14 protein-coding genes and 1 riboswitch are annotated in these 19,247 nt (G+C 59.9%); of the genes, 13 read left to right on the top strand and 1 reads right to left on the bottom strand.

Features of this window, described 5'->3' with window-relative positions:
• Position 1: 1 nt before the first annotated feature.
• From FJU08_RS04780 to FJU08_RS04720, 13 genes are all read left to right on the top strand, one after another.
• The gene (locus tag FJU08_RS04780; protein ID WP_407943676.1) at positions 2-1,144 is read left to right on the top strand and encodes an ABC transporter permease; all 1,143 of its coding nucleotides are present in this window, start codon (positions 2-4) and stop codon (positions 1,142-1,144) included.
• The gene (locus FJU08_RS04775; protein WP_141147837.1) at positions 1,141-2,748 is read left to right on the top strand and encodes an ABC transporter ATP-binding protein; all 1,608 of its coding nucleotides are present in this window, start codon (positions 1,141-1,143) and stop codon (positions 2,746-2,748) included. Before FJU08_RS04780 ends, FJU08_RS04775 begins: the two co-directional genes overlap by 4 nt.
• Positions 2,749-2,773: 25 nt before the next feature.
• Positions 2,774-3,739, top strand: a complete 966-nt coding sequence (locus tag FJU08_RS04770; RefSeq protein WP_141147836.1) for a 2-hydroxyacid dehydrogenase — start codon at positions 2,774-2,776, stop codon at positions 3,737-3,739.
• 197 nt (positions 3,740-3,936) lie between these two features.
• Complete coding sequence (pncB, locus tag FJU08_RS04765) at positions 3,937-5,241, top strand: nicotinate phosphoribosyltransferase (protein WP_141147835.1); 1,305 nt, start codon at positions 3,937-3,939, stop codon at positions 5,239-5,241.
• 106 nt (positions 5,242-5,347) lie between these two features.
• A riboswitch (cobalamin riboswitch) is annotated at positions 5,348-5,548 on the top strand.
• 150 nt (positions 5,549-5,698) lie between these two features.
• Entirely contained in the window at positions 5,699-7,615 is a 1,917-nt protein-coding gene (locus tag FJU08_RS04760; RefSeq protein ID WP_141147834.1) for a TonB-dependent receptor domain-containing protein, read from the top strand.
• A gap of 33 nt (positions 7,616-7,648) precedes the next feature.
• On the top strand, positions 7,649-8,497 hold the full coding sequence (locus FJU08_RS04755) for an ABC transporter substrate-binding protein (protein ID WP_141147833.1): 849 nt from the start codon (positions 7,649-7,651) through the stop codon (positions 8,495-8,497).
• A complete protein-coding gene (locus FJU08_RS04750; RefSeq protein ID WP_141147832.1) occupies positions 8,490-9,491 on the top strand; it encodes a FecCD family ABC transporter permease in 1,002 nt (333 codons plus the stop codon). Before FJU08_RS04755 ends, FJU08_RS04750 begins: the two co-directional genes overlap by 8 nt.
• Positions 9,488-10,258, top strand: coding sequence for an ABC transporter ATP-binding protein (locus FJU08_RS04745; RefSeq protein WP_141147831.1), 771 nt, complete (start codon positions 9,488-9,490; stop codon positions 10,256-10,258). The genes FJU08_RS04750 and FJU08_RS04745 overlap by 4 nt, the downstream gene beginning before the upstream one ends.
• A 183-nt stretch (positions 10,259-10,441) precedes the next feature.
• Positions 10,442-11,695 carry an aspartate kinase gene (locus FJU08_RS04740; protein ID WP_141147830.1) on the top strand — a complete coding sequence of 418 codons (1,254 nt, stop codon included), beginning with the start codon at positions 10,442-10,444 and terminating at the stop codon, positions 11,693-11,695.
• Positions 11,696-11,778: 83 nt separating this feature from the next.
• A complete protein-coding gene (gene ptsP, locus FJU08_RS04735) occupies positions 11,779-14,046 on the top strand; it encodes a phosphoenolpyruvate--protein phosphotransferase (protein WP_141147829.1) in 2,268 nt (755 codons plus the stop codon).
• Between the two features lie 94 nt (positions 14,047-14,140).
• A complete protein-coding gene (gene prfA, locus FJU08_RS04730; protein ID WP_141147828.1) occupies positions 14,141-15,223 on the top strand; it encodes a peptide chain release factor 1 in 1,083 nt (360 codons plus the stop codon).
• 4 nt (positions 15,224-15,227) lie between these two features.
• Complete coding sequence (prmC, locus tag FJU08_RS04725) at positions 15,228-16,088, top strand: peptide chain release factor N(5)-glutamine methyltransferase (RefSeq protein WP_141147827.1); 861 nt, start codon at positions 15,228-15,230, stop codon at positions 16,086-16,088.
• A 318-nt stretch (positions 16,089-16,406) separates the two neighbouring features.
• Complete coding sequence (locus FJU08_RS04720; RefSeq protein WP_141147826.1) at positions 16,407-17,159, top strand: DUF4167 domain-containing protein; 753 nt, start codon at positions 16,407-16,409, stop codon at positions 17,157-17,159.
• 169 nt (positions 17,160-17,328) lie between these two features.
• On the opposite strand, the gene FJU08_RS04715 is transcribed toward FJU08_RS04720, so the two are convergent.
• A complete protein-coding gene (locus FJU08_RS04715) occupies positions 17,329-19,098 on the bottom strand; it encodes a sodium:solute symporter family transporter (protein WP_141147825.1) in 1,770 nt (589 codons plus the stop codon).
• Positions 19,099-19,247 lie beyond the last annotated feature (149 nt).

Raw genomic sequence — 19,247 nt, 5'->3', positions numbered from 1 at the left:
GATGGCCGATATCGTGACGCCCGTTTTACCGGAAGATGCGCCGAAGCGCCGTTTCCTGTCGCCGATGAATGCCCGGCGCTGGCAGAATTTCAAGGCCAACCGGCGTGGCTACTGGTCGCTGTGGCTGTTTCTCGTGCTTTTCATCGTCAGCCTCGGCTCGGAATTTGTCGCCAATGACAAGCCGATCGTGGTTGATTACAAGGGCGAGATCCTGTTTCCGGTTCTCGTCGACTATCCGGAGGAGAAATTCGGCGGTTTCCTCGCCGTTACCGATTACCGCTCCTCCTATATTCAGGACGAGATCAACGCCAATGGCTGGATGATCTGGCCGCCGATCCGCTACTCCTATCGCACCGTCAACGCCAATGTGCCCTATTCGGCGCCGACCGCGCCATTCTGGACCATGAGCCGTGAGCAACGCTGCGCCGGTTATGAGAAGGGTGTTGACGATCCGGGTTGTGTGCTCGGCAATATGAACTGGCTTGGTACCGATGATCTCGGGCGCGACGTCGTTGCCCGTGTTCTCTACGGCTTCCGTATTTCGGTTCTGTTCGGGCTGATCCTCACCATCCTTTCGGCTGTCGTCGGGGTGGGGGCCGGGGCCGTGCAGGGTTATTTCGGCGGCTGGGTCGATCTTCTGATGCAGCGTTTCATCGAGATCTGGTCGTCGCTGCCGCTGCTCTACATCCTGCTGATCATTGCGGCCGTGTTGCCTCCAGGGTTCTTCGTGCTGCTCGGCATCATGCTGCTGTTTTCCTGGGTCAGTTTTGTCGGCGTGGTCAGGGCGGAGTTCCTGCGCGCGCGCAATTTCGAATATGTCAATGCGGCCCGCGCGCTCGGCGTCGGCAATGGCACGATCATGTTCCGGCATCTTCTGCCCAATGCCATGGTGGCGACGCTGACCTTCCTGCCCTTCATCCTGTCAGGCGCGATCACGACGCTGACATCGCTGGATTTCTTAGGCTTCGGCATGCCACCGGGATCGCCGTCTCTGGGGGAGCTGATTGCTCAGGGCAAGCGCAATCTGCAGGCGCCCTGGCTCGGGCTGACGGCCTTCTTCACCATGTCGATCATGCTGTCGCTGCTGATTTTCGTCGGCGAGGCGGTGCGCGACGCCTTTGATCCGAGGAAGACGTTCAAATGACCGACGCTCCACTTCTCTCCGTCCGCGATCTCTCCGTTGCCTTCGGGACGAGCCTCGCCGTCGATCATGTTTCGTTCGATATCCAGCCCGGTGAAGTGCTGGCGCTGGTGGGGGAATCGGGTTCGGGCAAATCCGTTACCGCCAATTCGGTGCTGAAGCTGCTGCCCTATCCGGCGGCCAGCCACCCGTCCGGCGAAATCCTGTTTGAAGGCGAAGACCTGCTGACGGTGAGCGACCGACGGCTGCGACAGGTGCGCGGCGCGGCGATCACCATGGTGTTCCAGGAGCCGATGACCTCGCTCAATCCGCTGCAGACCATCGAGAAGCAGGTCGGCGAGGTGCTGGCGCTGCATGCGGGGCTGACCGGGCCGAAGGCGCGCGAGCGGGTGCTGACACTCCTGAACGAGGTCGGCATTCGCGATGCGGAAAAGCGGCTTTCGGCCTATCCGCACGAACTTTCCGGCGGCCAGCGCCAGCGCGTGATGATTGCCATGGCGCTCGCCAACCGGCCGAAGCTGCTGATTGCCGATGAGCCGACCACCGCGCTGGACGTCACGGTTCAGGCGCAGATCCTGAAGCTTCTGAAAAAGCTGCAGCGCGAATATGGCATGTCGCTTTTGTTCATCACCCATGATCTCGGCATTGTCCGCAAGTTTGCCGACCGGGTCTGCGTCATGACCGGGGGAAAGATTGTCGAACGTGGGCCGGTTGCCGAGATTTTCGACAATCCGCAGCATGAATACACCAGACACCTGCTGGCTGCCGAGCCCAAGGGCGATCCGCCGCCGCATGATCCGCAGCGTCCGGTCGTGGTGGTGGCCGATGATGTGAAGGTCTGGTTTCCGGTCAAATCCGGCTTCCTGCGCAAGGTGGTTGACCATGTGAAGGCGGTTGACGGCATTTCGCTGCAATTGCGCGCCGGGGAAACGCTCGGCATTGTCGGCGAAAGCGGCTCCGGCAAGACAACGCTCGGCCTTGCGCTGACGCGGATGATCTCGTCTGAGGGTCGGATCGCCTTCATCGGGCAGGATATTGACGGCTTTTCATTCAAGGCGATGAAGCCTTATCGCAACCGCATGCAGATCGTGTTTCAGGATCCCTATGGCTCGCTCAGCCCGCGCATGTCGGTCGGTGAGATCATTGCCGAGGGGCTGAAGATCCATGAAACTTCGCTGTCGGCGGGCGAGCGTGATGCCCGCGTCTGTGCGGCGCTGGAAGAGGTCGGGCTTTCTGCCGCCACGCGCTGGCGCTACCCGCATGAATTTTCCGGCGGCCAGCGCCAGCGTATCGCCATTGCCCGCGCCATGGTGCTCAAACCCCGCTTTGTCATGCTGGATGAGCCGACTTCGGCGCTTGATATGAGTGTTCAGGCGCAGGTGGTCGATCTGCTCGCCGATCTGCAGAAAAAGCATGATCTCGCCTATCTCTTCATCAGTCATGACCTGAAAGTGGTACGGGCGCTGGCGAATGAGATCGTCGTCATGCGCTTCGGCAAGGTGGTGGAACGCGGCCCGGCGGCCGAGGTCTTTCAAAATCCGAAGGCCGACTATACAAAGGCGCTGCTTGCCGCCGCCTTCGACATCGAGCCGGTCGAAGCCAACTGACACAGACAATTGAAAGCCGGATTGCATGACCAAAGCCCAGGGTACCATCCTTGTCGACCTCAAGTTTACCAATCCGCAGGCCGTCGCCAATGCGCTGCCGAAGGCCTTTGCCGGGCGGGAGGTGGTCAACCTCGCCGATCCGGAACATGCCGGGCGCGATCTTTCCGATTGTCGCTATGCGCTTTTATGGAAGCCGGATGCCGATCTCTTTACCCGTGCCCGAAATCTTGAGGTGCTGTTTTCCGGCGGTGCCGGCGTCGACAGGATCATGGCGCTTGAGGGCCTGCCGGATCTGCCGCTGGTGCGCTTCGTCGATGGCACGCTGACACGGCGGATGAGCGAATATGTGGTGCTGCAGGCGCTCACCCATCTGCGCCAGATGCCGGCTTACGCGCAGCAGCAGCAGCAGGCGCAGTGGCGGCCCTCGGTGCAGCCGGAAGCCTGCGCCGTGACGGTTGGCGTCATGGGGCTTGGCGTGCTTGGCTGTGATGCGGTGGAAAAGCTGAAAATCATGGGCTTTAACGTGATCGGCTGGTCACGGCGCAAGCGCGTGATCGAAGGGCTAGAGACCTTTGATGCCGCCGGGCTGGATGATTTTCTCGCAAAGACGGACATTCTCGTCGGCCTGTTGCCGCTGACGGCGGAAACGACAGGGCTGTTCAACGCATCGCTGTTTGCAAAGCTCAAGCAGGGCGGCGCGCTTTCCCGTCCGATATTCATCAATGCCGGGCGTGGCGGCAGCCAGGTCGAGGCCGACATCGTTGCCGCACTTCAGACGGGCGTTCTCGGCGGGGTCTCGCTGGATGTCTTCGAACAGGAGCCGCTTGGCGTTGAAAGCCCGCTCTGGGCCATGGATCATGCGATCCTGACCCCGCATGTTGCCGCCGACAGCGATGTGACCTCGCTTTTTGCCCATGTGGAGCGGCAGATCATCCGCTTCGAGGCCGGCGAGGCGCTTCAACATCTGGTGGATCACGGGGCAGGTTACTGAGCGGGGATGAGCTTTCACCGGCTTTGGGCTCTGGACTTTCATACCCTTTTGTCGCTAATGCTTGCGACCTGAAGATGCTGCTCGATTGCAGCACAGGGTGATCTGGCGGCATGTGATGCCGGTTCGCCACGATAATATACTCTAATCGAGTATCCTCGGCAGGCCGAACCGGGGATTGCCGGCAGGGACGGAACATCATGGCCAAGACCGATATCGCGACCCGCGTCTATGATCACACGTGGAAGCTTGATCCGATCATCCGCAGCCTGCTGGACACGGATTTCTACAAGCTGTTGATGCTGCAGATGATCTGGAAACTCTATCCAGACGTGCACGCAACCTTCTCCGTCATCAACCGGACTACCACAGTCAGGCTTGCTGACATCATCGATGAGCAGGAACTGCGCGATCAGTTGGATCATGCGCGCGCGGTGAAGCTTTCGAAAAAGGAGCTGATCTGGCTGGCGGGCAACAGTTTCTATGGCCGTTCGCAGATTTTCGAGCCGGAATTTTTGACCTGGCTCGCCGATTTCCGTTTGCCTGAATATGAGCTGACCAAGAAGGATGGCCAGTATCAGCTGACATTCCACGGCCGCTGGATGGAAACCACCATGTGGGAAATCCCGGCACTGTGCATTATCAACGAGCTGCGCTCGCGCGCGGCGATGCGCGATCTTGGCGTTTTCACCATCGATGTCACCTATGCCCGGGCCAAGGCGAAGATGTGGTCGAAGGTGGAGCGGCTTTCGGCGCTGCCGGGGCTCAAGATCTCCGATTTCGGCACCCGCCGCCGCCATTCCTTCCTGTGGCAGCGCTGGTGCGTGGAAGCCTTGAAGGAGGGGATCGGTTCGGCCTTTACCGGGACGTCCAACGTGCTTTTGGCCATGGATACGGATCTTGAAGCCGTCGGCACCAATGCCCATGAACTGCCGATGGTGGCCGCCGCGCTTTCTGAAACCGATGCGCAGCTTGCCGAAGCGCCTTATCGGGTGATGCGCGACTGGAACAAGCTTTATGGCGGCAATCTTCTGATCGCGCTGCCGGATGCTTTTGGAACGACCGCATTTCTGCGCAATGCACCGGAATGGGTGGCGGACTGGACCGGTTTCCGCCCCGACAGCGCGCCGCCGATCGAGGGCGGTGAGAAAATTCTTGCTTGGTGGAAGAAGATGGGTCGCGATCCGCGCGAGAAGCTGCTGATCTTTTCCGACGGACTTGATGTCGATGCCATTATCGAAACCTACAAGCATTTCGAGGGCCGGGTGCGCATGAGTTTCGGCTGGGGTACCAATCTCACCAATGATTTCATCGGCTGCGCGCCGCATCGCGTCGGCGGGCTGAAGCCGATCTCGATCGTCTGCAAGGTGACGGATGCCAATGGCCATCCGGCGGTCAAGCTTTCCGACAACCCGGAAAAAGCAACCGGCGAACATGCGGAAGTCGAACGCTATCTGAAGTTTTTCGGTAGTGACGACATGGTCTCTCACCCGGTTCTGGTGTGAATTCCGGTCCCTTCAAAACCGTAAAAGTGTGACGGATTAACAATAGCTTGGGACAAAGTGCGCAGCCTCTCCGGGCTGGCGTTGACTTAACGATTTTGTTTAAATTAAGGTCGCTTCCGGATCAGGTTCCGCCCTTGCTGGCGGATGAAAAGGGAACACGGGAAGGCTTTTGTCTCAGCCGTGGCTGCCCCCGCAACTGTAACCGCAGAGCCATTTCCGTTTAAAGCCACTGGGTCTTTGGCCCGGGAAGGTGGAGAAAAGGCGATGACGCGGAAGCCAGGAGACCTGCCCGATCCGGTCACCCATGCTTGAACACGGGGTGTTGTTCAGGCGCGGTCGTCCGTCGCGGTGACATTGTTGAAACTGTCGCCGTGAACGGAACCAAGCGCGAGGGGAAATTTCCAAGCCAGTTCCGTTCCCGGATTTTGAGCCCTTTTGGGGCCTATCGGGGATGAAGATGAGAAAGACCCTTTTTTCCGGCAGCTTTGCTGTCATTGCCATTCTTGCTAGCCAGAGCAGCTTTGCCCAGGATGCCGGTACCGTCAGCGATGACGATGTGGTTCTGGCGCCGATCACGGTGACCACACCACTGCGTCGCACGTCAACGATTGCCCAGTCCACCTCCACCGTGACGGTGATCACCGAGCAGGACATCGAAAAATCAGCGGCGCCTGACCTGCCATCGCTGCTGCGCAAATATCCGGGCGTCAACATCACCACCAATGGCGGGCAGGGCTCGACTGCCAGCGTGACGCTACGTTCGGCAAGCGCCGATCAGACGCTGGTTCTGGTGGACGGTATGCGTGTTGCCTCGGCGACCACGGGCACGGCCTATCTTTCGAATATTCCGCTGAGCTCAATCCAGCGTGTCGAAATCGTCGAAGGCGCGCATTCGGCGCAGTGGGGTGCCGATGCGATCGGCGGTGTGATCAACATTATCACCAAGGATGGTTCGACCTGCGAAAACGGTAAGTCGGTCTGCACCACGGTCGAGACCGGTGTCACCTGGCCCTGGGGCGGTTTTGCCAATGGCACGGTGCGCGGACGTTCTGAAAGCGGTGTCGATTTCAATATCGGTCTCGGCATTCTCGGCACGGAAGGCTATGATTTTACCGCACCGGAAAGTGGCTATGTCGAGCCCGACAAGGACGGGTTCTTGCAGGGATCGTTCAACTATTCACTGTCGAAAGATTTCGAATGGGGCCGGCTTTATACCAGTGGCTTCTACTCGCGCTCGAACCCGCAGTTTGACGGCCTGTATTCGTCCTACGGAACGCTCTATCCGGGCGCCAACGAATCGCTGCAGACCAATGCTGCCTTCAAGGTCGGGGCTGATATCAACCACAGCCCGGACTGGACCTCGACCTTCGAAATCTATTCGGCGCTCGATTACACCAAGAGCTTCCTGAAGGGCGACGACGCCTATAATTCCAATTTCAATACCAGCCGCTATGGCTTTAGCGCCAGCACGAAGAAGGAATTCGTCACCGGTGATGTGGCCAATACGTTGACCTTCGGCGGCGAAGCCTATGACGAACATGTCAGCTCTTCGACGGACTACACCAAATCCAGCCGCGCGGTCGGCGCTGTCTACACGCAATATGCGCTGGAATGGGAGGCTCTCGATCTCAATGCCGGTCTGCGTTACGACGGCAATGAGGATTTCGGCGGCGCTCTGACCTATAATGTCGGCGTCGGCTATGAGATCGTCGACGGTCTGACGGCGCGGGCTTCGTTTGCAACCGGCTTCAAGGCTCCGACCTTCAACGAACTCTATTATCCGGGCTATTACGGCTACTATCTCGGCAATCCGGATCTTAACCCCGAGCGTTCCAAGTCCTATGAAGTTGGCGTCAACTGGGCCGCGACGGATTCCAGCAGTGTTGATCTGGTCTGGTTCCAGAACTTCATCGATGACATGATCGATTACACCAGCGATTATGCGACCTATACCAATATCGATGAAGCAACGGTCTCCGGCGTGCGGGCGACCTATTCGCAATCGTTGATTGCCGATCTGCTCGATCTCGATTTCGGCCTGGAATATCGCCTGCCGAAGGATGACAGTTCGGATGAATATATTGCCAACCAGAACCGTCTGAAGCTAACGGCAGGTGCCAGCTATGCAGCAACAGACAGGTTGAGCCTCAATGGTGATATCGAGTATGTGGCTAGCCGCTGGACCAATGCTTCCAACGCAAATCCCCAGCTCGGCGATTACACGCTGGTCAATGTTTCGGCCCTTTACGCGCTGGATGATGCATCAAACGTGAAGCTGGCGGTGGAGAACCTGTTCAACGAAGATTACCAGACGGTCTATGGCTATGATGCCCCCGGCACGACGGTCACCGTGGCCTATAAAAGGACCTTCTGATTGCGTGCGGCGCGGGCATATCTGTTACGATCCTTGCGGGCACTTGCCCGCGCCGCATGCCTTGCCATATCTATCGGTCCGGCCGCAGCGCATGCGCGTCCGGCAGATCTTCCCCCGGCCCGCGTCGTTTCGATCAATCTTTGCACCGATGAGATGGCGATGCTGCTGGCCGCGCCCGGTCAGCTTCTGTCCGTCTCATTCCTGGCGGCAGATCCGGTTGTGTCAGCGCTTTCCGATGTTGCTGCCGGCTATCAGCTGAACCACGGCCTGGCCGAGGAAGTCTTCCTGATGAAGCCGGATCTGGTGCTGGCCGGAAGTTATACAACGCGCGACACCGTCAATCTTTTGAAGCGCCTCGGCGTCCCTGTCGCGGAATTCGCACCGGAAAGTTCGCTGAAGGATGTGCGCGCCAATCTTCAGCGCATGGGCGCGCTTCTGGGGCGTGAGCAGGCAGCTGAGAAGATGGTTTCCTCAATTGACACGGCGCTTGCCCGGCTTGATGCCGAACCGCTCACGCAAAAGACTGCCGCCTTCTATTTCGCCAATGGCTATACGGCGGGCGACAATACGCTGACCAGCGAAATCGCCGCCCATGCCGGGCTGAAGAATGTCGGCGCAACGATCGGGCTTGATGGTCTTGGACGGTTGCCGCTGGAAAAGCTGATCATGCTTGCGCCGCAGGTCATCATCACCGGTGACGACAGCTACACGGCTCCGGCGCTGGCGGAGAAGGTTTTTGTGCATCCGGCTTTTGCCGCGCTTGCGAAAACGAGCCAGGTGGTTGACCTTCCCGGCCGCGACACGATTTGTGGTGGTCCGTTCAATATCACGGCCATGGAGAAGCTCAGAAACGAGGTCGGCCGGAGCAAAGTGGATGAATGAGACCCTTCGCTATCGTCTTGTGCTAACCGCGCTTTGCGTGCTCGTGCTTGCGCTGTTTCTGGCGTCGCTGACCATCGGCCCGGCGGCGATCGGCTTTTCGGCCAGCCTCAAGGCGCTGTTCTCGCGTGATGGCGGTGCGATCATGCTGATCATGCAGCAAGTGCGTTTGCCGCGGGCGATACTAGGGCTGATGATCGGCGCGACACTCGGGCTTTCCGGGGCGGTGCTGCAGGGTTATCTGCGCAATCCTCTGGCAGAGCCCGGCCTGCTCGGCATTTCGTCTTCTGCCTCGCTTGGCGCGGTGATTGCCATTTACACCGGCCTTTCAGCCGCTTTCGCGCTGGCGCTGCCGCTGATGGCGCTTGTCTTCGCGCTTGGTGCCGTCATCATTGTGCGCGGGCTTGCCGGCGGCGGCCTGCAGAGCCTGACGGTGATTCTCGCCGGTGTTGCCGTCACCGCCTTTGCCGGTGCCATGACGTCGCTTGCGCTCAATCTGTCGCCCAATCCCTTCGCGGCGATGGAGATCATGTTCTGGATGCTCGGCTCACTGGCGGATCGCTCCATGCTGCAGGTCTATGTGGCGGCCCCCTTCATGCTGGCGGGCTGGTTAATCCTATTTTCGACCGGGCGGGGGTTGAATGCGATGATGCTTGGCGGTGATGCCGCTGCCAGCCTCGGGCATGATCCGAAGCGGCTCATCAACCGGGTGATGTGGGGAACGGCAGCAAGCGTCGGGGCAGCAACGGCGGTTTCCGGCGCGATCGGCTTTGTCGGCCTGGTTGTTCCGCATCTTTTGCGCCCGCTGGTTGGCTCGGTGCCTGCGCGGCTTCTTCCGGCCAGCGCGCTTGGCGGTGCGGCCATGCTGTTATCCGCCGATATCGCCGTCAGGCTTGTTGCTCCCGACCGGGATCTGAAGATCGGGGTTGTGACCGCGCTGGTCGGTGCGCCCTTCTTCCTGTGGCTGATCTTCAAGACGAGGCGGTCGCTGCTATGAGCATCTTTACGGTGAAGGATCTGACGGTTTCGGCTGGTGGTGCCACAATCCTGCATGATGTCGGTTTTTCTGTCGGCCATAATGAGCTGATCGGGCTGATCGGACCGAATGGCGCCGGCAAGTCGACGTTGCTGAAATCCATGATCGGCCTGATGCCGCACAAGGGCAGCGTCCGTCTTCTGGGCGATGAGGTTTCAGCCATGGGATATGATACGCGCGCGCGATCGGTCGCCTATCTGCCGCAGGAGCATGAGATCGCCTGGCCGGTCACGGTGCGCCATGTGGTGGCGCTCGGGCGCCAGCCGTTCGAAAGCGGCCACCCCTTCGGTGATTTCGAAAGCGGCCGGGTGATCAGCGATGCCATGGCCCGCATGGGCATATCGCATCTTGCCGGCCGTGTGGCGACAAGTCTTTCTGGCGGCGAGAAGGCGCGGGTGCTGATCGCCCGGGCGCTGGCGCAGACAACGCCGCTTCTGGTGGCCGATGAACCGGCTGCGGGGTTGGACCCGGCCCATCAGATCGGATTGATGAAAGTGTTTCGTGATCTTACCGGTGAAAGCCGCTCGGTGATCACCTCGATGCATGATCTCAATCTGGCGGCGCGCTGGTGCACGCGGCTGATCCTGCTCAGTGAGGGGCGGATTGTTGCAGATGGTCCCCCTGAGGACGTGCTGACGGCCGAACGGCTGGCTGAGGTCTACGGGGTTCGCGCACGGATCGAGGCCGGTGAGGACGGCCTTGCCGTGACTATTCTCGATCTTGCCTGAGCTTTTATTGGTGACTGGCGGCGAATGCGAACCGAAAGCGTGAACCTCGCCATTGCGCGCGTGGCCCGTTTTCGCTAATAAACCGCAGCTTTGCCGACTGTCGCTTTGCCTGACGCCGGTTCCGCGATGGTCGAGTGCCTGCCATCCGTCTTACAGGCGCTTCTTGAATGTTGGAATGATTGTATGGCCCGCATCGTCATGAAATTCGGCGGCACGTCCGTCGCCAATATCGAACGCATCCGCAATGTGGCGCGCCATGTGAAACGTGAGGTCGATGCCGGTCACGAAGTGGCGGTGGTCGTCTCCGCCATGGCGGGCAAGACCAATGAGCTCGTTGCCTGGACGCGCGAAGCCTCGCCCATGCATGATGCGCGTGAATATGATGTCGTCGTCTCCTCCGGTGAGCAGGTGACGTCCGGTCTGCTGGCGATCGTGCTGCAGTCCATGGGCGTCAATGCACGCTCCTGGCAGGGCTGGCAGCTGCCGATCAAGACTGACAGCGCCCATGGTGCGGCGCGCATTGCCGAGATTGACGGTTCAGACATCATCAAGCGCATGGGCGAGGGCCAGGTTGCCGTCTGCGCCGGGTTCCAGGGTATCGGCCCGGATAACCGTGTTGCAACGCTCGGCCGCGGCGGCTCCGATACGTCGGCCGTTGCCATTGCTGCTGCCGTGAAGGCCGACCGCTGTGATATCTATACCGACGTCGATGGCGTCTACACCACGGATCCGCGGATCGAACCCAAGGCCCGCCGGATGAAAAAGGTGGCGTTCGAGGAAATGCTGGAAATGGCGTCACTCGGCGCCAAGGTCCTGCAGGTCCGTTCGGTCGAACTGGCCATGGTTCACAAGGTACGCACCTTTGTGCGTTCGAGTTTTGATGAGCCGGATGCTCCCGGCATGGGCGATTTTGATAATCCGCCCGGTACCCTGATTTGCGACGAGGATGAGATTGTGGAACAGGAAGTCGTTACCGGCATTGCATATGCCAAGGATGAAGCGCAGATCTCCCTGCGTCGTGTTTCGGACCGTCCGGGTGTGGCTGCTGCCATTTTCGGCCCGCTTGCCGATACGCATATCAATGTCGACATGATCGTGCAGAATATATCCGAAGACGGCACCCACACGGACATGACCTTTACCGTGCCGGCGTCGGATGTCGAGAAGGCCAAGGCGGCGCTTGAAGAGAAACGCGGTGAAATCGATTTCGACGTGTTGCAGAGCGAGACCGAACTGGCCAAGATCTCGGTTATCGGTATCGGCATGCGCTCGCATTCCGGCGTTGCCGCTTCCGCCTTCAAGGCGCTCTCGCAAAAGGGCATCAATATCAAGGCGATCACCACGTCCGAGATCAAGATTTCGATCCTGATCGACGGCGCCTATGCAGAACTTGCTGTCCGGACTTTGCATTCCTGCTACGGTCTGGATAAGAAGTGACCGTCAACGGGCTGTCGGAAATCACCGGGTTTCGGCAGCCTTTCCGGGGCGTCCTCCGTCCCAAAGTCCGGGGATGAAAAGCCATGAGAGATCAAGCATCGGGCCCGCGCATCCTGCTCAAGCGGCTGCGAGAACTGATGGCGGAGCCGCTGGAGCCGCAGGATCGCCTTGACCGTATCGTCGGGCAGATCGCGAGCAACATGGTGGCGGCCGTGTGCTCGGTCTATGTGCTGCGCGCCGACAGCGTGCTTGAGCTTTATGCGACTCAAGGCCTGAAGAAAGACGCCGTCCATCTGGCGCAGCTGCGCATGGGGCAGGGCCTTGTCGGCACGATCGCCGCGTCTGCCCAGCCGCTCAACCTCTCCGATGCCCAGTCGCATCCCGCCTTCCGTTATCTGCCGGAAACGGGCGAAGAGATCTATCATTCCTTCCTCGGCGTACCGATCCTCAGAGCCGGGCGCACGCTCGGTGTTCTCGTGGTGCAGAACACCGACGAGCGCGGCTATTCCGAAGATGAGGTCGAGGGGTTGCAGACGGCGGCGATGCTGCTCGCCGAGATGATCGTCTCGGGCGATCTGAAGAAGATCACCCGTCCCGGCATGGAGCTGGATCTCACCCGCTCGGTCTCGCTTTCCGGCGATGCCTATGGCGAAGGGATCGCGATCGGGCATGTGGTGCTGCATGAGCCGCGCATCATCGTCAATAATCTCGTCAATGAAGACAGCGACGCCGAGATCAAGCGCCTGCATGAGGCGCTGGATTCGCTCCGTCTGTCGATCGACGACATGCTGAATCGGCGCGATGTCTCAAGCGAGGGTGAGCATCGCGAGGTGCTGGAAACCTATCGCATGTTTGCCCATGACCGCGGCTGGGTTCGCCGGCTTGAAGAGGCAATCCGGCTGGGGCTGACGGCCGAAGGTGCGGTGGAAAAGGTTCAAAGCGATACCAAGGCGCGGATGATCCGGCTCACCGATCCCTTCATGCGGGATCGCATGCATGATCTTGATGATCTTGCCAACCGGCTCTTGCGCCAGCTGACCGGCTTTTCCGGTGATGGCCGCGATGGTTTCCCGCTGGATGCGGTGATTGTCGCGCGGGCCATGGGGGCGGCCGAACTTCTGGATTACCCGCGCGATCATCTCAAAGGTCTGGTACTGGAAGATGGCGCTGCGACCAGCCATGTGGTGATTGTGGCCCGCGCCATGGGTATTCCGGTCATCGGTCAGGCTGTCGGCGTAGTGGCCCAGGCCGAGAACGGCGATGAGATCATTGTCGATGGCGATGATGGCGAGGTGCATTTGCGCCCGATCGAAGCTGTCAGCACCGCCTATGATGAAAAGATCCGCCTGCGCGCGCGCCGTCAGGAACAGTTCCGGGCGCTGAAGCTGGTTGAGCCGGTCTCGCGTGACGGCGTTCGCTTCAAGTTGATGATGAATGCCGGGCTTCTGGTCGATCTGCCGCAGTTTGACGACAGCGGTGCTGAAGGTATCGGCCTGTTCCGCACCGAGCTGCAGTTCATGATTGCCTCGCGCATGCCGAAGGCGGCTGAGCAGGAGAATTTCTACCGTCAGGTGCTCGATTTTGCCGGTAACCGGCCCGTCACCTTCCGCACGCTCGATATCGGTTCTGACAAGGTGGTGTCCTATTTCCGCTCGCAGGAAGAGGAAAACCCGGCCATGGGCTGGCGCGCCATCCGCCTGGCGCTTGACCGGCCCTATCTCTTGCGCATGCAGATGCGCGCGCTGATGAAGGCGGCAAGCGGCGATGTGCTGCGCGTCATGGTGCCGATGGTGTCCGAGGTGCAGGAACTGCGCGAGACGCGGGCGCTGATGGCCAAGGAGATCCAGCACCTGAAGCGCTTTGGCCATGGCGTACCGAAGAAGATCGAGCTTGGTGCGATGATCGAGGTCCCCGCACTGCTTTATGAGATGGACGAGCTGATGGCCGAGGTGGATTTTGTCTCGGTCGGTTCCAACGATCTCTATCAGTTCATCATGGCGGTCGATCGCGGCAATGCGCGTGTTTCCGATCGCTACGACCCGGTCAGCAAGCCTTTCCTTCGTGTGCTGCGCGATATCGTGCGCGCGGGCGAACGGGCAGGGGTGCCGGTCACGCTGTGCGGTGAGCTTGCCAGCAAGCCGCTGTCGGCCATGGCACTGTTCGGCATCGGTTTTCGCGCCATTTCCATGGCGCCGACGGCGATTGGCCCGGTCAAGGCGATGTTGCTCGGGCTTGATGTTGTGGCACTGTCAGAGCTTTTGAATGCCGCGCTGGACAATCATTCAGGCGATGACATGCCGTTGCGCGAAGTGCTGCAACGCTTTGCCAGCGAGAACAATATTCCGCTTTAGCGCCGCTACTTCTGCCATGATCTGCCGCTAGCGCGGGCGGCAGGCATAAAGGCTGAATGACGCGTCATTCAACGGAAACGGAGATAAAAACGGCGTGGCGAGGCTACCTGTCGAAAAGATGAATGAACTGGAGCGCCGCTTCAGTGAGGTCGAGGCCCGCATGTCGGCGGGGCCGGATGCGGAAACCTATGTCCGCCTGGCGTCTGAATATGCCGAGCTTGAACCGGTGGTGAAGAAGATCCGTGATTACAGCGCTGCTGCCAGCGAAGTGCGCGATCTTGAGACGCTGCTTTCCGACAGGGCGACCGAGCGCGAGATGCGCGAGCTTGCCGAAATGGAACTGCCGGAGGTTGAGGCGCGGATCGAGGCGCTCGAAGGCGAGATCCAGCTGCTGCTGCTGCCCAGGGACGCGGCGGATGAGAAAAGCGCGGTTCTGGAAATCCGCGCCGGTACGGGCGGCTCGGAAGCTGCTCTGTTTGCCGGCGATCTGTTCCGCATGTATGAGCGCTATGCGGCTGGCAAGGGCTGGAAGGTCGAGATCCTTTCGGCCAGTGACGGCGATGCCGGCGGGTTCAAGGAAATCATCGCCTCGGTCAGCGGGCGCGGGGTTTTCTCCCGGCTGAAGTTTGAATCCGGCGTCCACCGGGTGCAGCGTGTGCCGGAGACGGAGGCGAGTGGCCGTATCCACACGTCTGCGGCGACCGTGGCGGTGCTGCCGGAGGCGGAAGATATCGATGTCGAAATCCGCGCCGAGGATATCCGTATCGACACGATGCGGTCATCCGGTGCCGGCGGTCAGCACGTCAACACGACGGATTCGGCGGTGCGGATCACCCATTTGCCGACCGGTATCATCGTCACCAGTTCGGAGAAATCCCAGCATCAAAACCGTGCCAAGGCGATGCAGGTATTGCGTGCCCGGCTTTTTGACATCGAGCGCCAGCGTGCTGACAGCGAACGTTCGGCCGATCGCAAGAGCCAGGTCGGATCGGGCGACCGTTCCGAGCGCATCCGTACCTATAATTTCCCGCAGGGCCGTGTGACCGATCACCGTATCAATCTGACGCTCTACAAGCTCGATGCTATCATTCAGGGGGATCTCGACGAGGTGGTCGATGCGCTGATTGCCGACTATCAGGCCGGCCAGCTTGCCCAGCTTGGTGCCCAGGGGAATTGAACCAATGGTAACGCTGAGGGCGATGTTCGATGAAGCCTGTGCTGCCCTTGCCGCGGCCGGTATCGCCGAACCGCGCGAAGAGGCGCGTCACCTGATCGGCGGCCTGTTTTCTCTTTCGCTTGGCGGGCTGACCCTTGAGGGCGCCCGTCTTCTGGATGACGACGAACTTGCGCGCGCGCGCGGCGCGGTGATCCGCCGGGCGGCCGGTGAGCCGGTCTACCGCATTCTCGGTGCCCGCGAGTTTTACGGTCTTGACTTTGCGCTTGGTCCGGAAACGCTTGAGCCACGGCCGGATACCGAAATTCTGGTCGAGGAAGCACTTACCGAGATGCGGCAAATCGTCGCCATGCGTGGTGCTGTCCGTTTTGCCGATCTGGGAACAGGGACCGGGGCCATTGCGATAACGCTTTTGACACAATGTCTGCAGGCACACGCTGTCGTGAGCGATATTTCGCAATCTGCCCTTGAAATGGCGCAAAGGAATGCACTAGTACATAAAGTGACTGAACGGTTCGAGACCCGATGCGGGTCGTGGTATGCACCGCTTGACGGGCCGTTCGACATGATTGTGTCAAATCCACCTTATATCAGGACGGACGAGATAGAACGGCTCCAGCCGGAGGTGCGCGATCATGATCCGCGTGCTGCCCTTGATGGCGGTGATGACGGACTTGACGCCTATCGGGCGATTGCTGCAGGTGCGGGGAAATTCCTTGTTCCGGGTGGTATCGTGGCGCTGGAGATCGGCTATGACCAGAAAGCGCCGGTCGTCGCGATTTTCGAAACGGCAGGCTTTGCGCTCAAACGAGCGATACGGGATCTCGGCGGCAATGATCGTGTCGTGATCTTTAAACCGGCGCGTTGATCGGAATGACACGCCCGCAATGTTTTTGAAAACTTTCAGAGAAAGGGCTTGGATTTTTCGAGCAAGCGGGCTAGGTTGCAGCCACGTAAAAAGGCGACTGATAAGCGGTAACGATTCGTTCGACCCAGACAGTCTCAGGTGTTGTGCTTGATTATTGTGTTCAGGCCTTGCCGCCTTTGGCGTGATTCAGTGATTTGGATTCTATGATTGGCAGACGGGCTCAGTTGGCCCAGCCAGCGGATCTATGCCGCCGGAGAAGCGTTTTGTGCGCTGCCGTGCGGTCTAGCTCGGCCACAACAAAAATCAGGTGTTTATTCCATGAGGCCAGGACAGCAGAACAAGCGCAGCCGGGGGCGCGGCAATAACAACAATAACAATTTCAACCGCAAGGGCGCCAACCCGCTGACCAGGACCTATGACAGCTCGGGTCCTGACGTGAAAATCCGTGGCACTGCGCAGCATATCGCCGAGAAATATCTGGCGCTGGCGCGGGATGCGCAGGGCTCGGGCGATCGTGTCATGGCGGAAAATTACCTCCAGCATGCCGAGCATTATAACCGGATCATTGCATCGGCCCAGGCGCAGTTGCAGGAACGCTATCAGCGTGACGAGCGCAATGATGGCAATGACAGCGACATCAATGATGATGATGCGCCAGCCATCGTCGCTCAGCCGGAGCCAAACCAGAGCCGCCAGTCTGACCGCAGCGAGCAGTCCAAGCAGGCGGCAGCCGAAAAGGCGGTTGATGCGGATGGTCCGCAGCCGGTCATCGAAGGCACGCCTGCCGAGGTGATGGCTGAAGAAGCCGATGGTCAGCCGGTTGCTGGCCGACGCAATTCGCGTCGCCGCACGCCGACCGGTGCGCGCCCGCGCCGCACCAAGCGTGGCGCCGAAAGCGAAGGAGAGGCAGCCGAAGGCGCCGCAGAGGCTGAGGCTGCACCGGCGGCTGAGGCAGCCGCGAGCGCCGAAGGCGAAGCTGAAAAGAAACCGGCCCGCCGCCGCCGCACCCGCAAGGATGCCGAGAGCGGAGAGGCTGACAAGCCTGAAATGGCGGAAGCCTCTTCGGAATAAATTGTCTGCAGGTAGTGAATTGAAGCCCGGCCGCTGATGCGACCGGGCTTTTCAGTTGGCCATCCGGCACAATGCGGGTGCGCGATGAGACGCTGACAGGAAACGCCGCGCCCCGGAAGGAAGGGGGCGCGGCGTGCGACGAGACGATCCCGGTAAAAGGGCTCAGGGATCAGGCCTCGCTTGTGGCGAGTTTTGCTGCGCTGTGCTCTGTGCCGGCGCTTCTGCGAAGGCCGTAGCCTATGATCAGGATGGCGGCGGCGCAGCCAAGGAACAAAAGTCTGCCCCAGAGCGGATTGGGAATTGCCGTCATCAGCACCAGTCCCGCCCCCATAACCATGACGAGCAGGCCGAGCTTGCGCCGCTGGGCACGGTCGATCTCGCTTTGATCCGCGCCGGCCACGCATGCGGTCGTCACATCATTGAAGAAGGCATCGGTGGTTGAGCGATAGGGATCGCGTGCCTCGACATAAAACAGGGTGGTGAGGCAGAAGAAGCCGAGGGTGAAGATCAGATGGGCGGCAATCGTATCGATGACACGCAGATCGGCGGTTTCGCGGGCCGTTAGCTGATCGACACCAAACCAGCCGGCGACGACATCAGGTGTGGCCACATTGGCCACCATCCATGAGACAAAGAGGCCGAAGATGACCGTTGCCCAGGGCGCCCATTTCGGCGTCTTGCGGATGAAGATACCGGCAAAGAGCGGCACCAGGATCGGCGACTGCAGAAGCGTCGCGACCTGCATCATCAGATCGAAGAGGCTCAGCGTTTTCATCGAGTTGAAGAATTGCGCCATGCCGATGACCAGAAGACCGTTGACGACGCAGACGACCTGGCCGGCGAGAAGCTGCTCGCGGTCGCTGGCGGCATTTTTGCGGATGATCGGGGCATAGAATGACCGGACGAAAATGCCCGAATTGCGGTTCAGGGCTGAATCCATCGATGACATGGTGGCGGCGAAGAGGCCAGCCATCAGCAGGCCAACCGTTCCAAGCGGCATGGCGTTGCGGGCAAAGACCAGATAGACGGCATCTGCGGCCTTGGCACCGAGATCGGGATAGGCATTTGCTGCATCGGGATAGAGAATTGCCGTTGCCCAGGGTGGGATAAACCAGATGACCGCGCCGAACATCATCAGCACAAGCGCCATCAGCGCCGCATTGCGGGCATTTGGCGTGTCCTTGGCATTCAGGAAGCGATAGCTCTCCTGCATATTGTTGATGCTCTGCAGCTGCTTGACGATGAAGAACAGGAATGTGCCGACAAGCAGCAGCGGATAATTCATATCCGGCCCCATGACAAAGCCGCCGGGGAATTTCTCGACGATTTCCACCGGGCCGCCAACGGCAAACAGGGCCACACCGGCGCAGGCTACCGAAATTACCGCGACCACCAGTGTCTGGATAAAATCCGAGGCAACCACGCCCCAGGCGCCGCTTAGCAGCGAAATCGCGAGAACGGCAAGGCCCGTGATCCAGATCGTGGTGACAATGTTGCTGTCGAACACCGCCGAGGCAAAGACACCGAGCCCGTTGAGCCAGACACCGGCATTGATGACGCTCAAGGGGATGATGACCCAGGTGAAGAACTGCTCGTTGCCATTGCCGAAGCGCCGCCGCACCCCTTCAGTTGGCGTATCGACCCGCATCTGGCGAAACCGGGCCGCGAAGAAGAAATAGGCGGCGACATAGGCGACCATGTTGCCGATGAAGACACCAAGTACGGCGAAGCCATCGGAAAAGGCCTTGCCAGCGGCGCCGGTGAAGGTCCAGGCGGAGAACTGTGTCATGAAGGCCGTCGCGCCGACCATCCACCACAGCATCTTGCCGCCGCCGCGGAAATAGTCGCTTGATGAACCTTCGGCCATCTTCTTGAACATCAGGCTGATAGCGATCATCAAGGCGAAGTAGCCGCCAATGACAAGGTAATCGTAAAGCATTGGTGTCTCCCGTAGTGGCGCGGTCGCGGATCCCTCTTTCTGCCGTCCTTCTTGATTGTCAGGGAGCAAGCTCTATTGCACCGCAAATCTGGTGTTTCGAGTTGGCAGAGAAGGTTTCTTGTCAGATGACAGGTAAAATTCGCAGTGAC

This window comes from Martelella alba (genome assembly GCF_006516955.1).
Lineage (GTDB): Bacteria > Pseudomonadota > Alphaproteobacteria > Rhizobiales > Rhizobiaceae > Martelella > Martelella alba.
This window is presented reverse-complemented; position numbering and strand designations above follow the sequence as displayed.

Coding starts and splice junctions, on each gene's coding strand:
- FJU08_RS04780 (WP_407943676.1), top strand. CDS start 2: ATGGCCGATATCGTGACGCCCGTTTTACCGGAAGATGCGCCGAAGCGC.
- FJU08_RS04720 (WP_141147826.1), top strand. CDS start 16,407: ATGAGGCCAGGACAGCAGAACAAGCGCAGCCGGGGGCGCGGCAATAAC.
- pncB (WP_141147835.1), top strand. CDS start 3,937: ATGGCCAAGACCGATATCGCGACCCGCGTCTATGATCACACGTGGAAG.
- FJU08_RS04750 (WP_141147832.1), top strand. CDS start 8,490: ATGAATGAGACCCTTCGCTATCGTCTTGTGCTAACCGCGCTTTGCGTG.
- prmC (WP_141147827.1), top strand. CDS start 15,228: ATGGTAACGCTGAGGGCGATGTTCGATGAAGCCTGTGCTGCCCTTGCC.
- ptsP (WP_141147829.1), top strand. CDS start 11,779: ATGAGAGATCAAGCATCGGGCCCGCGCATCCTGCTCAAGCGGCTGCGA.
- FJU08_RS04770 (WP_141147836.1), top strand. CDS start 2,774: ATGACCAAAGCCCAGGGTACCATCCTTGTCGACCTCAAGTTTACCAAT.
- FJU08_RS04740 (WP_141147830.1), top strand. CDS start 10,442: ATGGCCCGCATCGTCATGAAATTCGGCGGCACGTCCGTCGCCAATATC.
- FJU08_RS04745 (WP_141147831.1), top strand. CDS start 9,488: ATGAGCATCTTTACGGTGAAGGATCTGACGGTTTCGGCTGGTGGTGCC.
- FJU08_RS04760 (WP_141147834.1), top strand. CDS start 5,699: ATGAGAAAGACCCTTTTTTCCGGCAGCTTTGCTGTCATTGCCATTCTT.
- FJU08_RS04775 (WP_141147837.1), top strand. CDS start 1,141: ATGACCGACGCTCCACTTCTCTCCGTCCGCGATCTCTCCGTTGCCTTC.
- FJU08_RS04715 (WP_141147825.1), bottom strand. CDS start 19,098: ATGCTTTACGATTACCTTGTCATTGGCGGCTACTTCGCCTTGATGATC.